Annotated in this window: 18 protein-coding genes; 7 read left to right on the top strand and 11 right to left on the bottom strand. The window is 57.5% G+C overall.

Features of this window, described 5'->3' with window-relative positions; all coding sequences use genetic code 11:
- Window positions 1-56 precede the first annotated feature (56 nt).
- The 3 genes from GHO25_RS06660 to GHO25_RS06650 form a co-directional block, all read right to left on the bottom strand.
- Window positions 57-425 (bottom strand): hypothetical protein, encoded by a 369-nt coding sequence (locus GHO25_RS06660; protein WP_048368615.1) that lies wholly within the window; start codon window positions 423-425, stop codon window positions 57-59.
- Window positions 422-772 (bottom strand): helix-turn-helix transcriptional regulator, encoded by a 351-nt coding sequence (locus GHO25_RS06655; protein WP_048368616.1) that lies wholly within the window; start codon window positions 770-772, stop codon window positions 422-424. The genes GHO25_RS06660 and GHO25_RS06655 overlap by 4 nt, the downstream gene beginning before the upstream one ends.
- Before the next feature lie 409 nt (window positions 773-1,181).
- Window positions 1,182-1,901: an FKBP-type peptidyl-prolyl cis-trans isomerase gene (locus tag GHO25_RS06650; protein WP_048368617.1), complete on the bottom strand. Its 720-nt coding sequence runs from the start codon at window positions 1,899-1,901 to the stop codon at window positions 1,182-1,184.
- A 267-nt stretch (window positions 1,902-2,168) separates the two neighbouring features.
- Here GHO25_RS06650 and GHO25_RS06645 point away from each other — a divergent pair, with 267 nt between their 5' ends.
- A complete protein-coding gene (locus GHO25_RS06645) occupies window positions 2,169-3,983 on the top strand; it encodes a di-heme-cytochrome C peroxidase (protein ID WP_153390230.1) in 1,815 nt (604 codons plus the stop codon).
- A gap of 19 nt (window positions 3,984-4,002) precedes the next feature.
- Window positions 4,003-5,139, top strand: coding sequence for a catalase family protein (locus GHO25_RS06640; RefSeq protein WP_153390228.1), 1,137 nt, complete (start codon window positions 4,003-4,005; stop codon window positions 5,137-5,139).
- A gap of 79 nt (window positions 5,140-5,218) precedes the next feature.
- On the opposite strand, the gene GHO25_RS06635 is transcribed toward GHO25_RS06640, so the two are convergent.
- The 4 genes from GHO25_RS06635 to GHO25_RS06620 all read right to left on the bottom strand — a co-directional run bounded on the left by GHO25_RS06635 (window position 5,219) and on the right by GHO25_RS06620 (window position 8,742).
- A complete protein-coding gene (locus tag GHO25_RS06635) occupies window positions 5,219-6,544 on the bottom strand; it encodes a DUF4329 domain-containing protein (protein WP_153390227.1) in 1,326 nt (441 codons plus the stop codon).
- Window positions 6,545-6,715: 171 nt separating this feature from the next.
- Window positions 6,716-7,690 (bottom strand): HTH-type transcriptional regulator CysB, encoded by a 975-nt coding sequence (gene cysB, locus GHO25_RS06630; RefSeq protein WP_048368621.1) that lies wholly within the window; start codon window positions 7,688-7,690, stop codon window positions 6,716-6,718.
- 114 nt (window positions 7,691-7,804) lie between these two features.
- On the bottom strand, window positions 7,805-8,305 hold the full coding sequence (locus GHO25_RS06625) for a universal stress protein (RefSeq protein WP_153390225.1): 501 nt from the start codon (window positions 8,303-8,305) through the stop codon (window positions 7,805-7,807).
- A gap of 110 nt (window positions 8,306-8,415) precedes the next feature.
- Entirely contained in the window at window positions 8,416-8,742 is a 327-nt protein-coding gene (locus GHO25_RS06620; RefSeq protein WP_048391481.1) for a thioredoxin, read from the bottom strand.
- Between the two features lie 58 nt (window positions 8,743-8,800).
- Here GHO25_RS06620 and GHO25_RS06615 point away from each other — a divergent pair, with 58 nt between their 5' ends.
- Both GHO25_RS06615 and GHO25_RS06610 read left to right on the top strand, forming a co-directional pair.
- Window positions 8,801-9,247, top strand: a complete 447-nt coding sequence (locus GHO25_RS06615) for a PilZ domain-containing protein (protein WP_153374051.1) — start codon at window positions 8,801-8,803, stop codon at window positions 9,245-9,247.
- Window positions 9,248-9,378: 131 nt separating this feature from the next.
- Complete coding sequence (locus tag GHO25_RS06610) at window positions 9,379-10,455, top strand: 3-deoxy-7-phosphoheptulonate synthase (protein ID WP_048368800.1); 1,077 nt, start codon at window positions 9,379-9,381, stop codon at window positions 10,453-10,455.
- Window positions 10,456-10,510: 55 nt separating this feature from the next.
- On the opposite strand, the gene GHO25_RS06605 is transcribed toward GHO25_RS06610, so the two are convergent.
- Window positions 10,511-10,792, bottom strand: a complete 282-nt coding sequence (locus GHO25_RS06605; protein WP_048368625.1) for a GNAT family N-acetyltransferase — start codon at window positions 10,790-10,792, stop codon at window positions 10,511-10,513.
- A 477-nt stretch (window positions 10,793-11,269) separates the two neighbouring features.
- Here GHO25_RS06605 and oprI point away from each other — a divergent pair, with 477 nt between their 5' ends.
- The gene (oprI, locus tag GHO25_RS06600) at window positions 11,270-11,521 is read left to right on the top strand and encodes an outer membrane lipoprotei OprI (RefSeq protein WP_003172710.1); all 252 of its coding nucleotides are present in this window, start codon (window positions 11,270-11,272) and stop codon (window positions 11,519-11,521) included.
- Window positions 11,522-11,653: 132 nt separating this feature from the next.
- Here the strand turns inward: oprI and GHO25_RS06595 are convergent, their stop codons facing one another.
- The 3 genes from GHO25_RS06595 to GHO25_RS06585 all read right to left on the bottom strand — a co-directional run bounded on the left by GHO25_RS06595 (window position 11,654) and on the right by GHO25_RS06585 (window position 13,749).
- Entirely contained in the window at window positions 11,654-12,682 is a 1,029-nt protein-coding gene (locus tag GHO25_RS06595) for a L,D-transpeptidase family protein (RefSeq protein ID WP_153390223.1), read from the bottom strand.
- A 109-nt stretch (window positions 12,683-12,791) separates the two neighbouring features.
- Complete coding sequence (locus tag GHO25_RS06590; protein ID WP_003446817.1) at window positions 12,792-13,085, bottom strand: hypothetical protein; 294 nt, start codon at window positions 13,083-13,085, stop codon at window positions 12,792-12,794.
- 58 nt (window positions 13,086-13,143) lie between these two features.
- Complete coding sequence (locus GHO25_RS06585; RefSeq protein WP_153390222.1) at window positions 13,144-13,749, bottom strand: arylesterase; 606 nt, start codon at window positions 13,747-13,749, stop codon at window positions 13,144-13,146.
- 10 nt (window positions 13,750-13,759) lie between these two features.
- On the opposite strand from GHO25_RS06585, the gene GHO25_RS06580 reads away from it, so the two are divergent.
- Both GHO25_RS06580 and GHO25_RS06575 read left to right on the top strand, forming a co-directional pair.
- A complete protein-coding gene (locus GHO25_RS06580; protein WP_048368628.1) occupies window positions 13,760-14,443 on the top strand; it encodes an ABC transporter ATP-binding protein in 684 nt (227 codons plus the stop codon).
- Window positions 14,443-15,501, top strand: a 1,059-nt coding sequence (locus GHO25_RS06575) for an ABC transporter permease (RefSeq protein WP_153390220.1), incomplete at its 3' end; no start/stop codon positions are given. The genes GHO25_RS06580 and GHO25_RS06575, both read left to right, overlap by 1 nt.

Raw genomic sequence — 15,501 nt, 5'->3', positions numbered from 1 at the left:
ACGGGGTTTTGGTGTAAAAAGGGCGGGCCGCATCATGCGGCCCGCCCTTTTTGTCTTTACGCTTCTTCGTGTTCGTAACTGTGTTCAAACACCCGAACCACTTCCGAGGCGTGCCAGGAGGCTGCCGCGACGCCATCCGGCGGCCCGGCAAAACGCCCAAGGCGCCCCACGCATTCAAAAAAACCGGTGCGGGGCAGACGGCTCGCCCCTTGGCTGATCACCAGCGAACTGCGTAGCGGCTGTTCGGCCTTCACGTCCATTGCCGCCAGATGCTCCAGCGCGGAGGTGAGGGTCAACATGGCCGGGCTGGGCAACTGCAAACGCTCCAGCAATGCCCGGTATGTCACTAAATGGCGTTGTCGACGCGCCTGATCAAGCTCAGCCAGTAACCCATCCCAGTGTTGACGACTGATGCGCACGTTCATGAGGCTTCCCTCCAGCCCGCAACGCCCAGCTCCCAGGCCAGGCTACGGCGAATGGCAAGATCCGGCAGACGTTCACCGGTTTCGATCATTCCCAGGTACGACGGGCTAATGCCTACCGTGCGTGCCAGCACCTCCAGGGCCAAACCCTTGCCCTCGCGCAGACCACGTAGTTGATCGAGCCCTGGCAGCGCCTGTACAGGCTCAGGCGGCTGTCGTTCAGTATCAGGGATGAGTGTTGTCGCTACCGGAGCGTCGATACCCGCAGCCTTGAGTAGCGCCAGGTAGCTCTGCCACGAAAGAACCGCATATTCGGGTTCTCCATTGCGCTTGATGATTTGAAGATCCATTGCTAACCCCGTCAGATTTTTAGACAGATCAAGTCGGAATTTTCCTTAGAAGCTTAATCCTAACAGCCGCTGAGGTCTCTGGGGTTTTTGATCTTCTTGCTCGTGTTCACCTTCGCCGCAGGAATAAGCCCGATAAACGCGAAATGTTATCCACACAAATTGTGGATAACCTTGTGAACAGAGCAGATTTTTCGCTCCGAAAGCCACGTTCTATAAGGGCTGCGCTTAGATCGGGCATTTTTTACACACATAAAAAAACCCATAAATTCATTGACTTGCTGGTCAGCAACTACTAGCCATCAGAACGGATGCGACAAATAACCGCTGGTCGGGGGGATAAACAGACGGGCCAGGCCCAGATACGACAACGCCCCGTCAGGACGGGGCGTTGTGTGAAAACAGAGGCTGCTTACTTGGCAGCATCGGCCTCTGGTTTTGCAGGGTCTTTGATGCCCAGCAGTTCCAGGTCGAATACCAGCACCGAGTTGGCCGGGATCGCCGGGCTTGGGCTTTGTGCGCCGTAAGCCAGTTCGCTAGGGATGTACAGCTTGTACTTCTCACCCACGTGCATCAGTTGCAGGCCTTCAACCCAACCCGGGATCACGCCGCTGACTGGCAGGTCAATCGGGCTACCGCGCTCGATCGAGCTGTCGAAAACCTTGCCGTCAATCAGCTTGCCTTCGTAGTGAACGGTCACGACGTCAGTTGGCTTTGGCTGTGGGCCATCGGCCTTTTTGATGACTTCGTACTGCAGGCCAGAAGCAGTGGTGACAACACCCGCTTTCTTGCCGTTTTCTTCGAGGAATTTTTTACCGGCGGCAGAGGCTTCGTCGCTCATCTTGGCCAGGCGCTCTTCAGCGCGTTTTTGCAGGGCGGCGAACGCTTCGATCAGTTCGTCATCCTTAAGCTTTTGCTCTTTCTTGCCGACGGCATCTTCGATGCCCAAGGCTACGGCTTTGGAATCCAGATCATCCATGCCTTCTTGAGCCAGGCTTTTACCCATGTTCAGGCCAATGCCATAAGAGGCTTTTTGTGCCGGGGTTTTCAGCTCTACGCTGGTCTGCGAGTCGCAACCCGCCAGTACCAGGCTTACCAGAGCCACAGCTGCCGCCAACCGATGCTGTTTCATGCTATTTCCTTGTTCATGCGCCAAATGGGCAATCGAATAAAGCCGCGAGCTTATCAGGCGGCCGCAACCAATGGCTACCGGCATGAGAGAGGCAAATCGCGGATAAGTTCACGTCTAAATCACAATTCATAATTACCGCAACTTTTGCTAACACTTCAAGCACGCTGTCAAACCTGTCCCTCCCCTCCACGATCAAACCGATAGCCACTTGATGCTAGCCGCTCGCTCAGGCATAAGACTGAAAAAATTCCTACAAGGAGCGTTATTTTGCGATTGTTTTACCGTGTGCTGTCAGGGCTTGGCGTGGCCTTGGTGTTAGGGCTGTGTGTGGTTGTCTACTTCATCGCCAACCCAAAACTGCCTGCTTACACCGCGCCGCAGCACGTGCACTACCAGGACCAATGGAGCGAAGCTGACCGGCAACTTTATTACTACACCCCCCAGGGCACCCAAGTGAAAGGCCTGCATTACGACTGGTTCAGTGCCCTGGAGCTGCCCTTCTCGACGCAACGCTTCGCTGCGCCTGAGTATTTGGCGCGGTTTGGCTTTTTGATCGACCCGCAGCAGCAAGCCAGCGCCGCTAATCCGGCCAACTTGCCCGTCGGCTTCACTCGCCATCAGAACCCCGGCAGCCCCGTTGAGTATCTGGACATCACCTGCGCGGCCTGCCACACCGGCGAGCTGCGTTACAAAGGCCAGGCCCTGCGCATTGACGGTGGCCCGGCGCAACACGTGCTGCCTTCCAGCGTACCGACCCTGCGCGGCGGCAGCTTTGGCCAGGCGCTGGTCGCAAGCCTGGCAGCCACGTACTACAACCCCTGGAAATTTGAGCGCTTTGCCCGCACGGTTCTGGGCGATAACTATGAAGCCGGGCACAAGCAACTGCGCAAGGACTTCAAGGCCTCGCTGGACACCTTTCTGGCCGTGGCCTGGAACGACACCCATCGCGGCCTTTACCCGACACTCGAAGGCCCGGGGCGCACCGATGCCTTTGGCCGGATTGCCAATGCCAGCTTCGGCGACGCGATCTCGCCCGACAACTATCGAGTGGCCAATGCGCCGGTAGACTACCCGCACCTGTGGGACATGTGGACGTTCGACTGGGTGCAATGGAATGGCTCGGCCCAACAACCCATGGCACGCAATATCGGTGAAGCCTTGGGCGTCGGCGCAACCCTGAACTTCTTCGACAGCCACGGTCAGCCGCTGCAAGGCGACCAGCGCTACCCGTCCAGCGTGCGGGTCAACGACTTGCACCTGATTGAAGAAACCCTGCAACGACTCAAGCCACCCGTTTGGCCCGAAGACCTCTTCGGCAAGATCGACCGCCCGCTGGCCGCCAAAGGCCGCCGTCTTTTTACCGAGAACTGCGCAGGTTGCCACGTGCCGCCCGTGGTTGAAGAAAACGGCCGTCTGGTCAAGCAACTTAAAATGCTGCCGGTCGAGGTGATCGGTACCGATCCCAATACCGCCACTAACATCGCAGACAATCGCTACGACCTCAGCGCCCTGCAGTGGGACCCGGCCGAGTTGGCCAGCATGAACGTCAACCTCCTCCCCAAGAGCGAGCAGCCGCTGGACATGCATCAGCTGTCCGTCGCCAAGGGCCTGGCCTATGTCACCGCCTTTGTTGAAAAACGCGCCTACCACGACGCTGCCGTCAGCCCTGAAGAGCAAGCACGCCTCAACGGCTTTGGCCTGCCGATTGGCGTACTGGAGTTGCGCGCCTACAAGGCTCGCCCGCTGGATGGCATCTGGGCCACTGCGCCCTACCTGCACAACGGCTCTGTGCCGACGGTGTATCAATTGCTGTCGCCGCAGTCAGAACGTGCGCAAACCTTCTATCGCGGCAATTTTGAGTACGACCCACGCCACTTGGGCTACCGCACAGACGCTTTTGACGGCGGCTTCGTGCTGGACACCCGCATCAGTGGCAACCACAACAGCGGCCACGAGTTCCGGGCCGGACCGCAGGGCAACGGCGTGATTGGTCGCCTGCTGCAACCTGAAGAGCGCTGGGCCTTGATCGAGTACCTGAAAGTGCTCGGCGGCCCGCTCGAACACCAGTTGCCCAACGAATAACGATTAAAAGGATGTTTGCATGCTGACCACTTTATGGCTTCGACTCGGCACCTGGCTGGGCAAGCTGTTGCTCGCCCTGATCGTGCTGGGGCTGCTGGGCTGGGCGCTGACAACAGGCTGGTATGCCTGGAAGTACCGCGGTCCTGTTTCAGCACAGGAGCAGATCCCGGCCGGTGAAGCCGCGATGACTCAAGACACGATCCAGACGGCGATTAAAATCGTCGACCAGCACCGCGAGAACACGCGCTACCTGCGCGATGCTCACGCCAAAGCGCATGGCTGCGTCAAAGCCGAGGTCAAAGTGCTCGATGACCTCGACCCGGCCTTGCGCCAAGGTGTGTTTGCGGCGCCGGGCAAAACCTGGCAAGCCGTGATGCGCCTGTCCAACGGTAATGCTTACCCGCAATTTGACAGCATCCGCGACGCCCGCGGCATGGCGATCAAGTTGCAGGACGTGCCGGGCACGCAGCTGTTGCCCAGCCAGCAAGGGCGCGGCGAACAGGATTTTGTGATGTTCAACCACCCCAACTTCTTTGTCAGCGATGTGGCGGAGTATCGTCAGAACATCGCGGCCCAGGCCGACGGCAAAAAAGTGCTGGCGTTTTTTCCGTCCTGGGACCCGCGCAGTTGGCAAGTGCGGCACCTGTTTATTGCCTTGGCCACCTTGGCACCCGCACCCGCCAGCCCGACACAAACCACCTACTATTCGGTGTCGCCTTACAAGTTCGGGACGGCCAATGCCAAATTCAGAGTGGCACCGGACGCTGACAACTGCCCGGCCTACAGCCTGCCCAAACAGAACCAGGACCTGCCGAACTTCTTGCGCAGTGCGTTGACTCAGCAGCTCAGCACAGACCGCACGCCTGCCTGTTTTGTGTTGCAGGTTCAGCGTCAGGATGCCAACCGCTACATGCCAATTGAAGACACCAGTATTGAATGGAAGGAGTCCGATGCACCCTTCGAGACTGTGGCGCGCATCACCGTAGAACCGCAAGACTTCGACACCCCGAGCCAGAATCTGGCCTGTGACAACCTGTCATTCAGCCCATGGCACGGCATCGAAGAGCACCGACCGATTGGCGGTATCAACCGCCTGCGCAAAGCCGTGTATGACTCGGTCAGCGAGTACCGCCACAGCCGTAACGCCGAGCAATAACGCGTCCCGCCACACACTGTAGGAGCGAGCTCGTCTCGCGATCTTTTGACCGTTAAAAGATCGCGAGGCAAGCTCGCTCCTACAGCGTTGGCGACACGGCAAACGGCGCCCAGTCGGGGCCAATCCTTCCCTCTTGCGTCCATACCTCATCAGTTGTAATGACTTCCAGCTTGCCCGCTTCGGCCACACGGTGGACGTAGCTCTGTGCATTACGGTCGTAAGGGAAAAGTCTCGCTTCAATGTCGGGCACGGTCGCGTGAGAGCGGTTCACCAGTGTGACCAACTCTGCTTCTGACTCTGTCGCGTCGCTCTGATAGCGCAGTAACCCGCCCTCCCGTGCACAAAAGAAGACGTCGCAGCCAGGTGTTGCGCGCGCCAGCAACAAACTGGTCAGCAGCGCGCTGGGGGAAAAGAAATCACCAAACAACTCGTTGGTAGTGTCATGCAACAGCGCATCCGGTTCTTCACCTGACAAGTAAACCCCGACGATGCGGTAACCCTCGGGCACCACCGGCACTCCGCTGGGATCCTTGGGGAACACCACATCCCGGTCAAATTCAAAAAAAGGCGTTTCTAATGCACGGGTATAAACGTACACGTCAGCGTCCAGCTGCTTGAGTACAAACCCGGCAAATTGCGTGTGTTTGCGCAAGAGCATGGCCTGATGAACAGCCTTCACCGCGTCTACTACATCGCTGTACACACTGGAACACAGTGCGGGCTTGTCGACCGAGGTCCGCCCCTTCTGCTGATCGGCCTTCCAGTTCGCACCCAGCCGGGTGCGTCGATCCCAGTGAGCCCCCGCCAGCACAATGCTGAGTTCCCCCGCCAGGCAGATCAAACCAATCACGTCAGAGGGCATCAACGACCCCAAGTCATAGGCTCTTTCAAACGTCCCGGGATACAGCGCTCGCTTGCGTGAAAGTAAAGGCAACAAGGCTTTCTCAAGGTTCGAGCCACTGGCGATGTAGCTCAACACGCACTTGTCCGGGCAGGACAAATAGAAGCGCGGGTAGTTGTGTTTGTAGCGAATCGCTTGATTGAGGTCGTGAATCGAAAAGAAGTTGTCTTGCAACTCGCTTTCCTCGTGCATCTGCCAAGGCATCCGCTGAATGGAGGTATTGGAGTGGTACATCCCTTCAATGGTGTAGCCCCGGATCGGCAGGAATAATCCGTCGTCAGACAATGACAGCACGTCGGCAGGGTCAAAGGACGTGCTGGAGCCCGCATGTGGCAGGGTGGCGTAATAGCGGTTCTGCCTGGCGAGTATAAAACCGCCATAGACAACGCCATTCTTGATGGCTGCAATGAGCTCGTGGGCATACACCGCCGCATCATCGGCACTGATGAAGGCGGGGCTTAACGACGGGATTAATACGGAAGCAGTTTGCGCACTGGTATTCATGAAAAGTCCTTGTCTTGGCGTGGGCCGGGCGCTGTTCGCCCAGCGTGAAATCACGCGTCGAGTTTCAAGGTATTCATGCCAGCATGTGCGTTACTGGGGTAGTGACGGTCATGGCTCGCAGCCACCACCGTCATGGACTCAACTGGCCCATCCGTGGGCCGATCAGCCCACTCAATGAACCGGCAGTTCAACCCCTTCAAACAGGTCTTCGAGTTCCTGCTTGTTATGGCAGGCAATGGCCTTGGCCATCACTTCACGGGTCAGGTGCGGTGCAAATTTCTCAATGAAATCGCACATGAAACCGCGCAGGAAGGTACCGCGACGGAAACCAATCTTGGTGATGCTCGATTCGAACAGCTCGCTGGCATCCAGCACCACCAGGTCTTTGTCCAGGTTGGTGTCTACCGCCATCTTGGCCACAATGCCGACGCCCAGGCCCAGGCGTACGTAAGTCTTGATCACGTCAGCGTCAGCTGCGGTAAACACCACCTTGGGGGTCAGGCCGCGATGGCTGAAGGCTTCGTCCAGCTTGGAGCGGCCGGTAAAACCAAAGACGTAAGTCACAATCGGGTATTCAGCCAAGGCCTCGAGGGTCAGCTTCGGCAGTTTGGTCAGCGGGTGGCCTTGAGGCACGACCACGCAACGGTTCCAGCGGTAGCACGGCATCATTACCAGGTCGCCGAACAGTTCCAGCGCTTCAGTAGCAATTGCAAAATCAACGGTGCCGTCAGCGGCCATTTCAGCAATCTGCATCGGCGAGCCCTGATGCATATGCAGAGCTACATCCGGGTATTGCTTGATGAAGTTGCTGATAACCGGCGGCAAAGCATAGCGCGCCTGAGTGTGCGTGGTGGCAATCGACAACGTGCCTTTTTTCTCGTTGGAAAACTCTTGGGCGATCTGCTTGATGCTCTCGACCTTGCGCAGGATTTCACCGGCGGTGGTGATGATGCGCTCGCCCGCCGGTGTGACACGGGTCAGGTGTTTGCCACTGCGCGCAAATACTTCAACGCCCAACTCGTCTTCCAGCAAACGGATCTGTTTACTGATCCCAGGCTGTGAGGTGTAGAGACTCTGAGCGGTAGCTGAAACGTTGAGGTCGTGGTGCGCCACTTCCCAGATGTAGCGCAGTTGTTGAAGCTTCATATGCATCCCTCAGAGCAAATAGGCGCCATGACTATCGGCGGCGATATATAACTATATGGAAGGTCAGAAGAATAAATCTAGAACTTTTTTATCGTTTTAAGCAGTTCGTCGCCTTCACCCGTCGGTGCGCCGCCGACGTTGCACCAACGGCACCAGGTACACCGGCACCTGCGCCTGCTCTACGACGCGGCTTGCGTTGTGCCCCAAGTGGCTGTTTGCGCCAGTAGACTGCCCATGACTGCCGAGGATCAACAGGTCAACCCCAAGTTTTCGCGACTCCTCCAGAATGATATGGGCGGGCTCGCCTTGAACCACCTTGACCGAGCGGATCAACGCAAGCTCCTGCGCCCCTTCGCCCAGTTCATCTTGAAGACTCTCGAATACGCGCTGCTCAATATTGGACAGCATGGCGGTCATGCCCTGCTGCTGCAGTTCATGCAGCGCCTGCTCATCCAGATAACTTTGCAATACCGATTCGGCGAACAGCCCCATAGGCTCCACAACGTGAAGTACATACAAATCCGCCTTGAAACTGCGGGCTAGCCCCAAAGCGTGCTGCATCACAACCGGAGCATAAATACCGAGGTCTGTGGCGAACAGTATCGAGCGAATCATGCGACCTCCTCGACAGGCGTTATGGCCGAGATGAATTCAGCTTAGCAGCGCCCTGACAAGTTCGATGACCCGCGCGATGACTTACACGCGCAGTTGGGGTAGCACAAGGTTCAAGGCAGTTCGTCAGGCTCAAGCAGCAAGGCCAGTTTAAGGTGATGGGCCAACTCCCCTTCACTCAAACGCGACTTCAATTCACCGTAAAAAGCACCGTCACGCACGACAAACAACGCAGGAAGGTGGAAGATCTCGTAACGCTCGACCAGGCCACCGTTGTCACCGGCGTCAATCCAGCACAGCTGATCAATGGGCAACTGCATTTCGGGCAGCATTTTGCGCGCCGTGCGGCAGCTCGAACACCCGGTGCTGGTGAACACCAGCAAGGTCGTGCCGGGCAGTGTCAGCAGGCGCTGGTCCGCATCAAAGTCTGTCAGTTCCATTTCAGTCACTATACTCAGCTAACAAGATCAAAATACTGGCACTTTGGAGTCTGTGTACATGGGTCGTTTTTTGCCTCACCCAGATGATGTTCCTGTTCAGATCACCCCTCGCAAGCACCCTGCCCTTTCGCGCCAGAAGCTGAACACTATCAGCCTGGGGGGTGTTGCGTGCAACAGTGACAGAGGCTGGAGGCGCGGCACGGCGGTTGACATGTACATGCCCACCCTGGGTGAAACCGCCCACTACCCGGGCTATATCGCCTGGTGTGAAAAACACGCCGACGGCTACCGCGTCGGTGTGGCCTTTACCGATGACCAAACCCTGTTTGGTGCGCGCATGGGTGAGCAGGTGTGTCAGATCGAACACTATTGCCGCCAGCGCAATCAACTCAACCTGCCCTTCGAAAACAAGGATGCATTGGCCCTGGAATGGGTCAACCTGCACGCGGTGGAGTTTTCCCAGGAAACACTGGAGCAGGCCCTGGCACAACCTGCACTGGATTAAACCGCTGTGTGCCCATTGTCGAATAACCGCTTAACGCGTTAAGGTTCCGCTCCCCGATGCGCTCAATCAAGCTGTGCTCCGCCGCACGGGGATCGCTGGCGGCCGGCACCCGTGACCTGACGAGTAACACGATGGCTGATTTACCGATCGACGACCTTAACGTTGCCTCCAACGAAACCCTGATCACACCTGAACGCCTCAAGCGCGAGATTCCTCTCAGCGCTACAGCGCTGCAGACCGTGAACAAAGGGCGTGAGGTCATTCGCAACATCCTGGATGGCAAAGACCATCGCCTGTTCGTTGTCATCGGGCCTTGCTCGATCCACGACCTCAAGGCGGCTCATGAATACGCTGAGCGCCTGAAGGTACTTGCGGCTGAAGTCAGCGACACGCTGTATCTGGTCATGCGGGTTTATTTCGAAAAACCACGGACCACCGTGGGCTGGAAAGGCCTGATCAACGACCCGTACCTGGACGACTCGTTCAAAATCGAAGACGGTCTGCACATCGGCCGTAAATTGCTTCTGGACCTGGCCGAAATGGGCCTGCCAACCGCCACTGAAGCCCTTGACCCGATTTCGCCACAGTACCTGCAAGACCTTATCAGTTGGTCTGCCATTGGTGCGCGTACCACCGAGTCGCAAACTCACCGCGAAATGGCCTCTGGCCTGTCTTCGGCAGTCGGCTTTAAAAATGGCACCGATGGCGGCCTGACCGTTGCGATCAACGCCTTGCAGTCAGTGTCCAGCCCGCACCGTTTCCTGGGTATCAACCAGGAAGGTGGCGTGTCCATCGTCACCACCAAAGGCAACGCCTACGGCCACGTAGTATTGCGCGGTGGCAATGGCAAGCCGAACTATGATTCGGTCAGCGTGGCGCTCTGCGAGCAAGCCCTGACCAAAGCTAAAATCACCCCGAACATCATGGTCGACTGCAGCCACGCCAACTCCAACAAAGACCCGGCGCTGCAACCGCTGGTGATGGAGAACGTGGCCAATCAGATCCTTGAAGGCAACCAGTCGATCATCGGTCTGATGGTTGAAAGCCACCTGAACTGGGGCTGCCAGGCGATCCCTAAAAACCTTGAAGACTTGCAATACGGTGTCTCGATCACCGATGCCTGCATCGACTGGGCGAGCACTGAAAACACCTTGCGCAGCATGCACGCCAAGCTCAAGGACGTCCTGCCCAAGCGGGCTCGCGGCTGATTTTAAGCGCACACAAAAACGCCGGGCTAGCCCGGCGTTTTTTATGAGTGCTATTTCAGGTTTTGGCCTGAGTGCGCTTGTGGCGCTCCATATAGCGCTCAACGTAGGAACACGAAGGAATCACCTCGTAGCCCATTTTTTCGGCGTAATCGAGCGCCTGCTCGGTCAACGCGGCCGCAATGCCTCGCCCACGCAACGCGTTGGGCACAAAGGTGCGGTAAATATCCAGAGTCTGCTTACCCAAATCCATGTAGGTCAGGTAGGCACGGTGACCGTCGACAGTGGTCTCAAACTGGTGACCTGCCTGGTCATGGTGGATGGACAGCGCCTCGCTCATCATTACTCCTCGCGGGTCTTGGACTGTGACCTCTACCTTACTCATGTTTTTGTGCTGAGGGAACCCAGATACTGGCCCTGTGTCATTGCCGTTACACAGCAACCGGAACAGCCTCTGCAACAGGCACACAGACAACGGCAGGCACGCCGACAGGCAAAATTAAGAATAGTCGCTCTCGCAATTGATGCTCAGTGTGTGCTCGCACGCAAAAGACTTATCTATGACGCAGGCGCCCTCTTGAAGTCACTTCACGCGGTCTTTATATTTGCAAGCCGCTTGCTCAAGACGACCAAAGACGGGCAGTTTTCTCGGACACAATCTGTTAAATCTAGCCCATTGGCATTGATTGCCAAATATTTTTTTTGGTTCTTGCGCTAGGTCAGTTTACTTACTACAAGTAATGGGTAGTATGTACGCCGGCTGTTTCCTCATGTTGAAGGAGCAGCTTTAATTAGAAAGTCCTTGAAGGGGAACACGATGAACAACGTTCTGAAATTCTCTGCTCTGGCATTGGCCGCAGTTCTGGCTACCGGTTGCAGCAGCGTATCTAAAGAAACTGAAGCCCGTCTGACTGCAACTGAAGACGCAGCAGCTCGTTCCCAGGCTCGTGCTGACGAAGCCTACCGCAAAGCTGACGAAGCTCTGGCTGCTGCTCAAAAAGCACAACAGACTGCTGATGAAGCTAACGAACGTGCTCTGCGTATGCTTGAAAAAGCTAGCCGCAAGTAATAGTCCTTCGGGATTATTATCGAAGCCGACCCATTTTTATGGGTCGGCTTTTTTATGCCTGCTACCAACTAAGCAGGCAATAAAAAACCGCCAGGGCGTTAACCGTGGCGGCTGTTTTAGTGCCTGGGTGCGTTACTGAACGTAGTCCAGCGACTGACCCTGTTGCACCGTGGTGTTGGCCACACCGATCTCCTGAGGTATGCCGGTTTCGGCACCGACCACAGGGAACGCTTTGTCTTTGTCGATCTGGATGACCTTTTCCAGGTCTTTATGCTTAAGCAGGAAGTTGATAAAGCCTGCGTACTTGTTCTGCAGATCTTCCTGAGTCAAATGCGACTTGTCACTTTTGGCTAGCAAAGAGCCATCTTTGACATTCAACGGCTCATGCACTTCAAGGAATACCTTGCCGCCGCTAACACCGAGTTTGTACGGTTCGTTGATAATGCGAACCGGCGTACGCACCGGCACCATTTTGGCCAGCTCAAGCACGTTTTTGTTCAGCATGCGGAAACAGCCATGGCTGGTGCCCGTGCCGATACCGAACTTGGCGTTGGAGCCATGAATCAGGTAACCCGGCATGCCCAGGGTGAACTTGAACGGCCCCAGCGGGTTGTCCGGCCCTGCCGGCACAACGTTAGGCAACGGGTCGCCATTGGCGGCGTGTTCGGCCTTGATCGAAGCAGGAGGCGTCCAGGTCGGATTTGGCGTTTTAGCCGTGACCTTGGTCAGCCCCAAAGGCGAGCCCCAGCCTTCACGGCCGATCCCCAACGGAAAGGTGTACACCTTGTTCTGGCCTTTGGGGAAATAATACAAGCGGTACTCGGCAAGGTTGATCACGATGCCTTCGCGCTTGCCCGGCGGCAGGATGAACTGGGTCGGCAAGACAATATCGGTGTCAACGATCGAGCCGTCGAGGTTCTTTTTGACAGGCAGCCAGGCATCCACACCTGGGTTGGCGGCAATCATTTCGGAGTAGCCCAGTTCGTACTGGTTGCCAAGGTCCGAGAAAGAATCTTCGTATTTGCCCTTGATGACTTGCACCTGCCCGACCATGTCTTCACCCGGTGGCGGCAGCGGAAATTCAAGCGCATGAACGGGACCCGCAACACACAGTGCGGCAACTGACAGATAACGGGTGACAGCAGGTAAGCGCGAGAACATCCGGAAGACCCTTCGCATAATCAACAGGGGGACAAAAAAGAGAGTGTACACGCCACCTCGAAAAGCCGGGAGGCGGCGTATTGAGTCTTAAGGTTTCAGACAGGTTACATCACAATTCAAAGCGCAATTCGGGCCAGATCGGCTCAGTGCCGCGGCGCTGAGACTCAATAATCGCCCGGCACAGCGGGCAAAGCCGGTGATCCTGAAACACCTTGCGCGTGACATCCGACCAACGCGGCTGCGCGGGCAGCAATGAGCCACACAGGGTGCGGTCGATTGTGCCACCCAGCTCCAATTGGCGCGTGACCAAATGTACCCGTACCTCCTGGCAGGCGAACAAATCGAGCTGTTCATCGGGCTCGATCAGTTGATAAGCATATAAAGACCAGGCAGGACGCGACATCAGGGGCTCCAAATCGGGGGGGCGCCACATTAGCCGAAACCATGCCACTAGAAAAGCATCAAAGCAGTGGTTTTAGGGTTGACCACACATTATCGAGCAAACGGCCCTGTGCATTGGCCTTCGGATGCAGGCCATCATCCTGGATAAACTCGGGATGCCCGCCGACGCCCTCCAGGAAAAACGGCACCAGCGCGACCTTTTTCTCGCTGCCCAGATCGCTGTAGACCTTGGCAAAAGCGTCGGTATAGCGCCGACCATAATTGGGCGGCAACAACATGCCCAACAGCAGCACTTTGGCACCTGCTTTTTGCGAGTCGTCGACCATCGCGGCAAGATTTTGTTTCAATTGTGCTGGCGGCTGGCCGCGCAGCCCATCGTTGGCGCCCAGCTCAATAATCACCACCTGCGGTTTATGCTCCGCAAGCAGCGCCGGTAACCGCGCAAGCCCGCCGGCGCTGGTGTCGCCGCTGATCGAGGCATTGACTACCTGGTCGTCGTAGCCTTGCTCCTTAAGCCGTTGTTGCAGCAAAGAAGCCCATCCCAGACGGGTATCCAGGCCTAAAGCCGCGCTGATACTATCGCCGACGATCAAGATTGTTCCTGCAGCTGCATTCTGCGCTATACACATCAGGGCAAGAGCAGCACTTAAAAACCACGTACGCATTGGATTCTCCATGGGCGAAAGTATTCTCACCGCGCAGAACCTTAGCAAAGTGGTTCTCAGCGCGGAAGGCGAGTTAACCATCCTGCACCCCTTAAGCCTGGAACTGCGCAAAGGCGACAGCCTGGCCATCGTCGGCGCTTCCGGCTCGGGCAAATCCACCCTGCTCGGCTTGCTCGCAGGCCTGGACCTGCCCAGCCAGGGTGAAGTCATTCTGGCCGGGCATGCACTCAGCACCCTCGATGAAGATCAGCGTGCCCGCGTGCGCGCCGAACACGTTGGCTTCGTGTTCCAGTCATTCCAACTGCTCGACAGCCTCAACGCACTGGAAAACGTCATGTTGCCGCTGGAGCTCGATGGCCGCAAAGACGCCCGCGAACAGGCGCGGCATTTGCTTGAACGGGTCGGCCTGGGCCAGCGCCTGAGCCATTCACCGCGCCAGTTGTCTGGCGGCGAGCAGCAACGCGTTGCCATAGCACGGGCCTTTGCCGCCAACCCGGACGTGCTGTTTGCCGACGAACCGACAGGTAACCTCGACAGCCACACCGGCGAGCGCATTACCGAGCTGCTGTTTGAGCTGAACAAAGAACAGGGCACCACACTGGTACTGGTGACCCATGACGAACGTCTGGCCCATCGCTGCCGACGCCTGATCCGTCTTGACGCCGGCCATCTGGTCGGCCCTCTGGAGCCTTGATGGCACGTTTGCCGCTGGTCCGTCTGCTCAGCCTCGCCCTGCGCCAACTCCTGCGTGATGCACGCGCCGGTGAGTTGCGCGTGCTGTTTTTTGCCGTACTGGTGGCCGTCGCTGCCAGCACCGCCATCGGTTACTTCGGCGCTCGCCTCAACGGCGCGATGGTTTTGCGCGCCACCGAGTTCCTGGGGGCCGACCTGGTGCTCGAAGGCAGCTCACCGGCCCGCGAAGAGCAAATCCGCGTGGGCAACGAACTGGGGCTCAAACACGCGCAAATCGTCGAGTTTTCCAGCGTAATTGCCACAGACAACGGCATTCAGCTGTCCAGCATCAAAGCCGCCGATGACGCATACCCCCTGCGCGGCCAACTCAAAAGCGCCGCCCAGCCTTACGGCGAAGAACAGCCCGGCGGCGGGCCAAAGTCCGGGCAGGCCTGGGTTGAGCCGCGACTGCTGACTGCATTGGATCTCAAGGTCGGTGACGACATTGATGTCGGCTCAAAAACCGTCAAGATCACCCGTGTTCTGACCTACGAACCCGACCGTGCCGGTAATTTTTACAGCCTGACCCCACGAGTGCTGATCAATCTGGATGACCTGCAAGCGACCGGCATCGTACAACCCGGCAGCCGGGTCAGCTTTCGCGAGCTGTGGCGCGGCGAAGCACCGGCACTACAGTCCTACCGTGACGTCATCCAACCGGGCCTTGAAGCCAACCAGCGCTTGCTCGACGGGCGTGATGGCAACCAGCAAATCGGCGGCGCACTCGGCAAGGCCGAACGCTATCTGAACATGGCCAGCCTGGTAGCGGTGTTGCTCGCCGGGGTGGCGGTTGCCCTGTCTGCAACCCGTTTTGCCAATCGGCGCTTTGATGCCAGCGCGCTGCTGCGCTGCCTGGGCTTGTCCCGCCGCGAAACACTCTGGCTGTTCAGCCTGCAACTGGCGATGCTCGGGCTGCTGGCCAGCGTGACCGGAGCCCTGCTCGGCTGGCTGGCGCAACTGGGGTTGTTCGCCTTGCTGCACGACTTGCTCCCGACCGATGTACCGCCCGGCGGCGTAATG

This window comes from Pseudomonas sp. FSL R10-1350, assembly GCF_009600525.1.
In the GTDB taxonomy this organism is placed as follows: domain Bacteria; phylum Pseudomonadota; class Gammaproteobacteria; order Pseudomonadales; family Pseudomonadaceae; genus Aquipseudomonas; species Aquipseudomonas helleri.
This window is presented reverse-complemented; position numbering and strand designations above follow the sequence as displayed.

Bases quoted from the DNA above. Each gene is read 5' to 3' on its own strand.
- GHO25_RS06605 (WP_048368625.1), bottom strand. From the start codon at position 10,792: ATGAGCGAGGCGCTGTCCATCCACCATGACCAGGCAGGTCACCAGTTT.
- GHO25_RS06625 (WP_153390225.1), bottom strand. From the start codon at position 8,305: ATGATTCGCTCGATACTGTTCGCCACAGACCTCGGTATTTATGCTCCG.
- oprI (WP_003172710.1), top strand. From the start codon at position 11,270: ATGAACAACGTTCTGAAATTCTCTGCTCTGGCATTGGCCGCAGTTCTG.
- GHO25_RS06580 (WP_048368628.1), top strand. From the start codon at position 13,760: ATGGGCGAAAGTATTCTCACCGCGCAGAACCTTAGCAAAGTGGTTCTC.
- GHO25_RS06585 (WP_153390222.1), bottom strand. From the start codon at position 13,749: ATGCGTACGTGGTTTTTAAGTGCTGCTCTTGCCCTGATGTGTATAGCG.
- GHO25_RS06640 (WP_153390228.1), top strand. From the start codon at position 4,003: ATGCTGACCACTTTATGGCTTCGACTCGGCACCTGGCTGGGCAAGCTG.
- GHO25_RS06655 (WP_048368616.1), bottom strand. From the start codon at position 772: ATGGATCTTCAAATCATCAAGCGCAATGGAGAACCCGAATATGCGGTT.
- GHO25_RS06595 (WP_153390223.1), bottom strand. From the start codon at position 12,682: ATGTTCTCGCGCTTACCTGCTGTCACCCGTTATCTGTCAGTTGCCGCA.
- cysB (WP_048368621.1), bottom strand. From the start codon at position 7,690: ATGAAGCTTCAACAACTGCGCTACATCTGGGAAGTGGCGCACCACGAC.
- GHO25_RS06660 (WP_048368615.1), bottom strand. From the start codon at position 425: ATGAACGTGCGCATCAGTCGTCAACACTGGGATGGGTTACTGGCTGAG.
- GHO25_RS06590 (WP_003446817.1), bottom strand. From the start codon at position 13,085: ATGTCGCGTCCTGCCTGGTCTTTATATGCTTATCAACTGATCGAGCCC.
- GHO25_RS06610 (WP_048368800.1), top strand. From the start codon at position 9,379: ATGGCTGATTTACCGATCGACGACCTTAACGTTGCCTCCAACGAAACC.
- GHO25_RS06635 (WP_153390227.1), bottom strand. From the start codon at position 6,544: ATGAATACCAGTGCGCAAACTGCTTCCGTATTAATCCCGTCGTTAAGC.
- GHO25_RS06615 (WP_153374051.1), top strand. From the start codon at position 8,801: ATGGGTCGTTTTTTGCCTCACCCAGATGATGTTCCTGTTCAGATCACC.
- GHO25_RS06650 (WP_048368617.1), bottom strand. From the start codon at position 1,901: ATGAAACAGCATCGGTTGGCGGCAGCTGTGGCTCTGGTAAGCCTGGTA.
- GHO25_RS06620 (WP_048391481.1), bottom strand. From the start codon at position 8,742: ATGGAACTGACAGACTTTGATGCGGACCAGCGCCTGCTGACACTGCCC.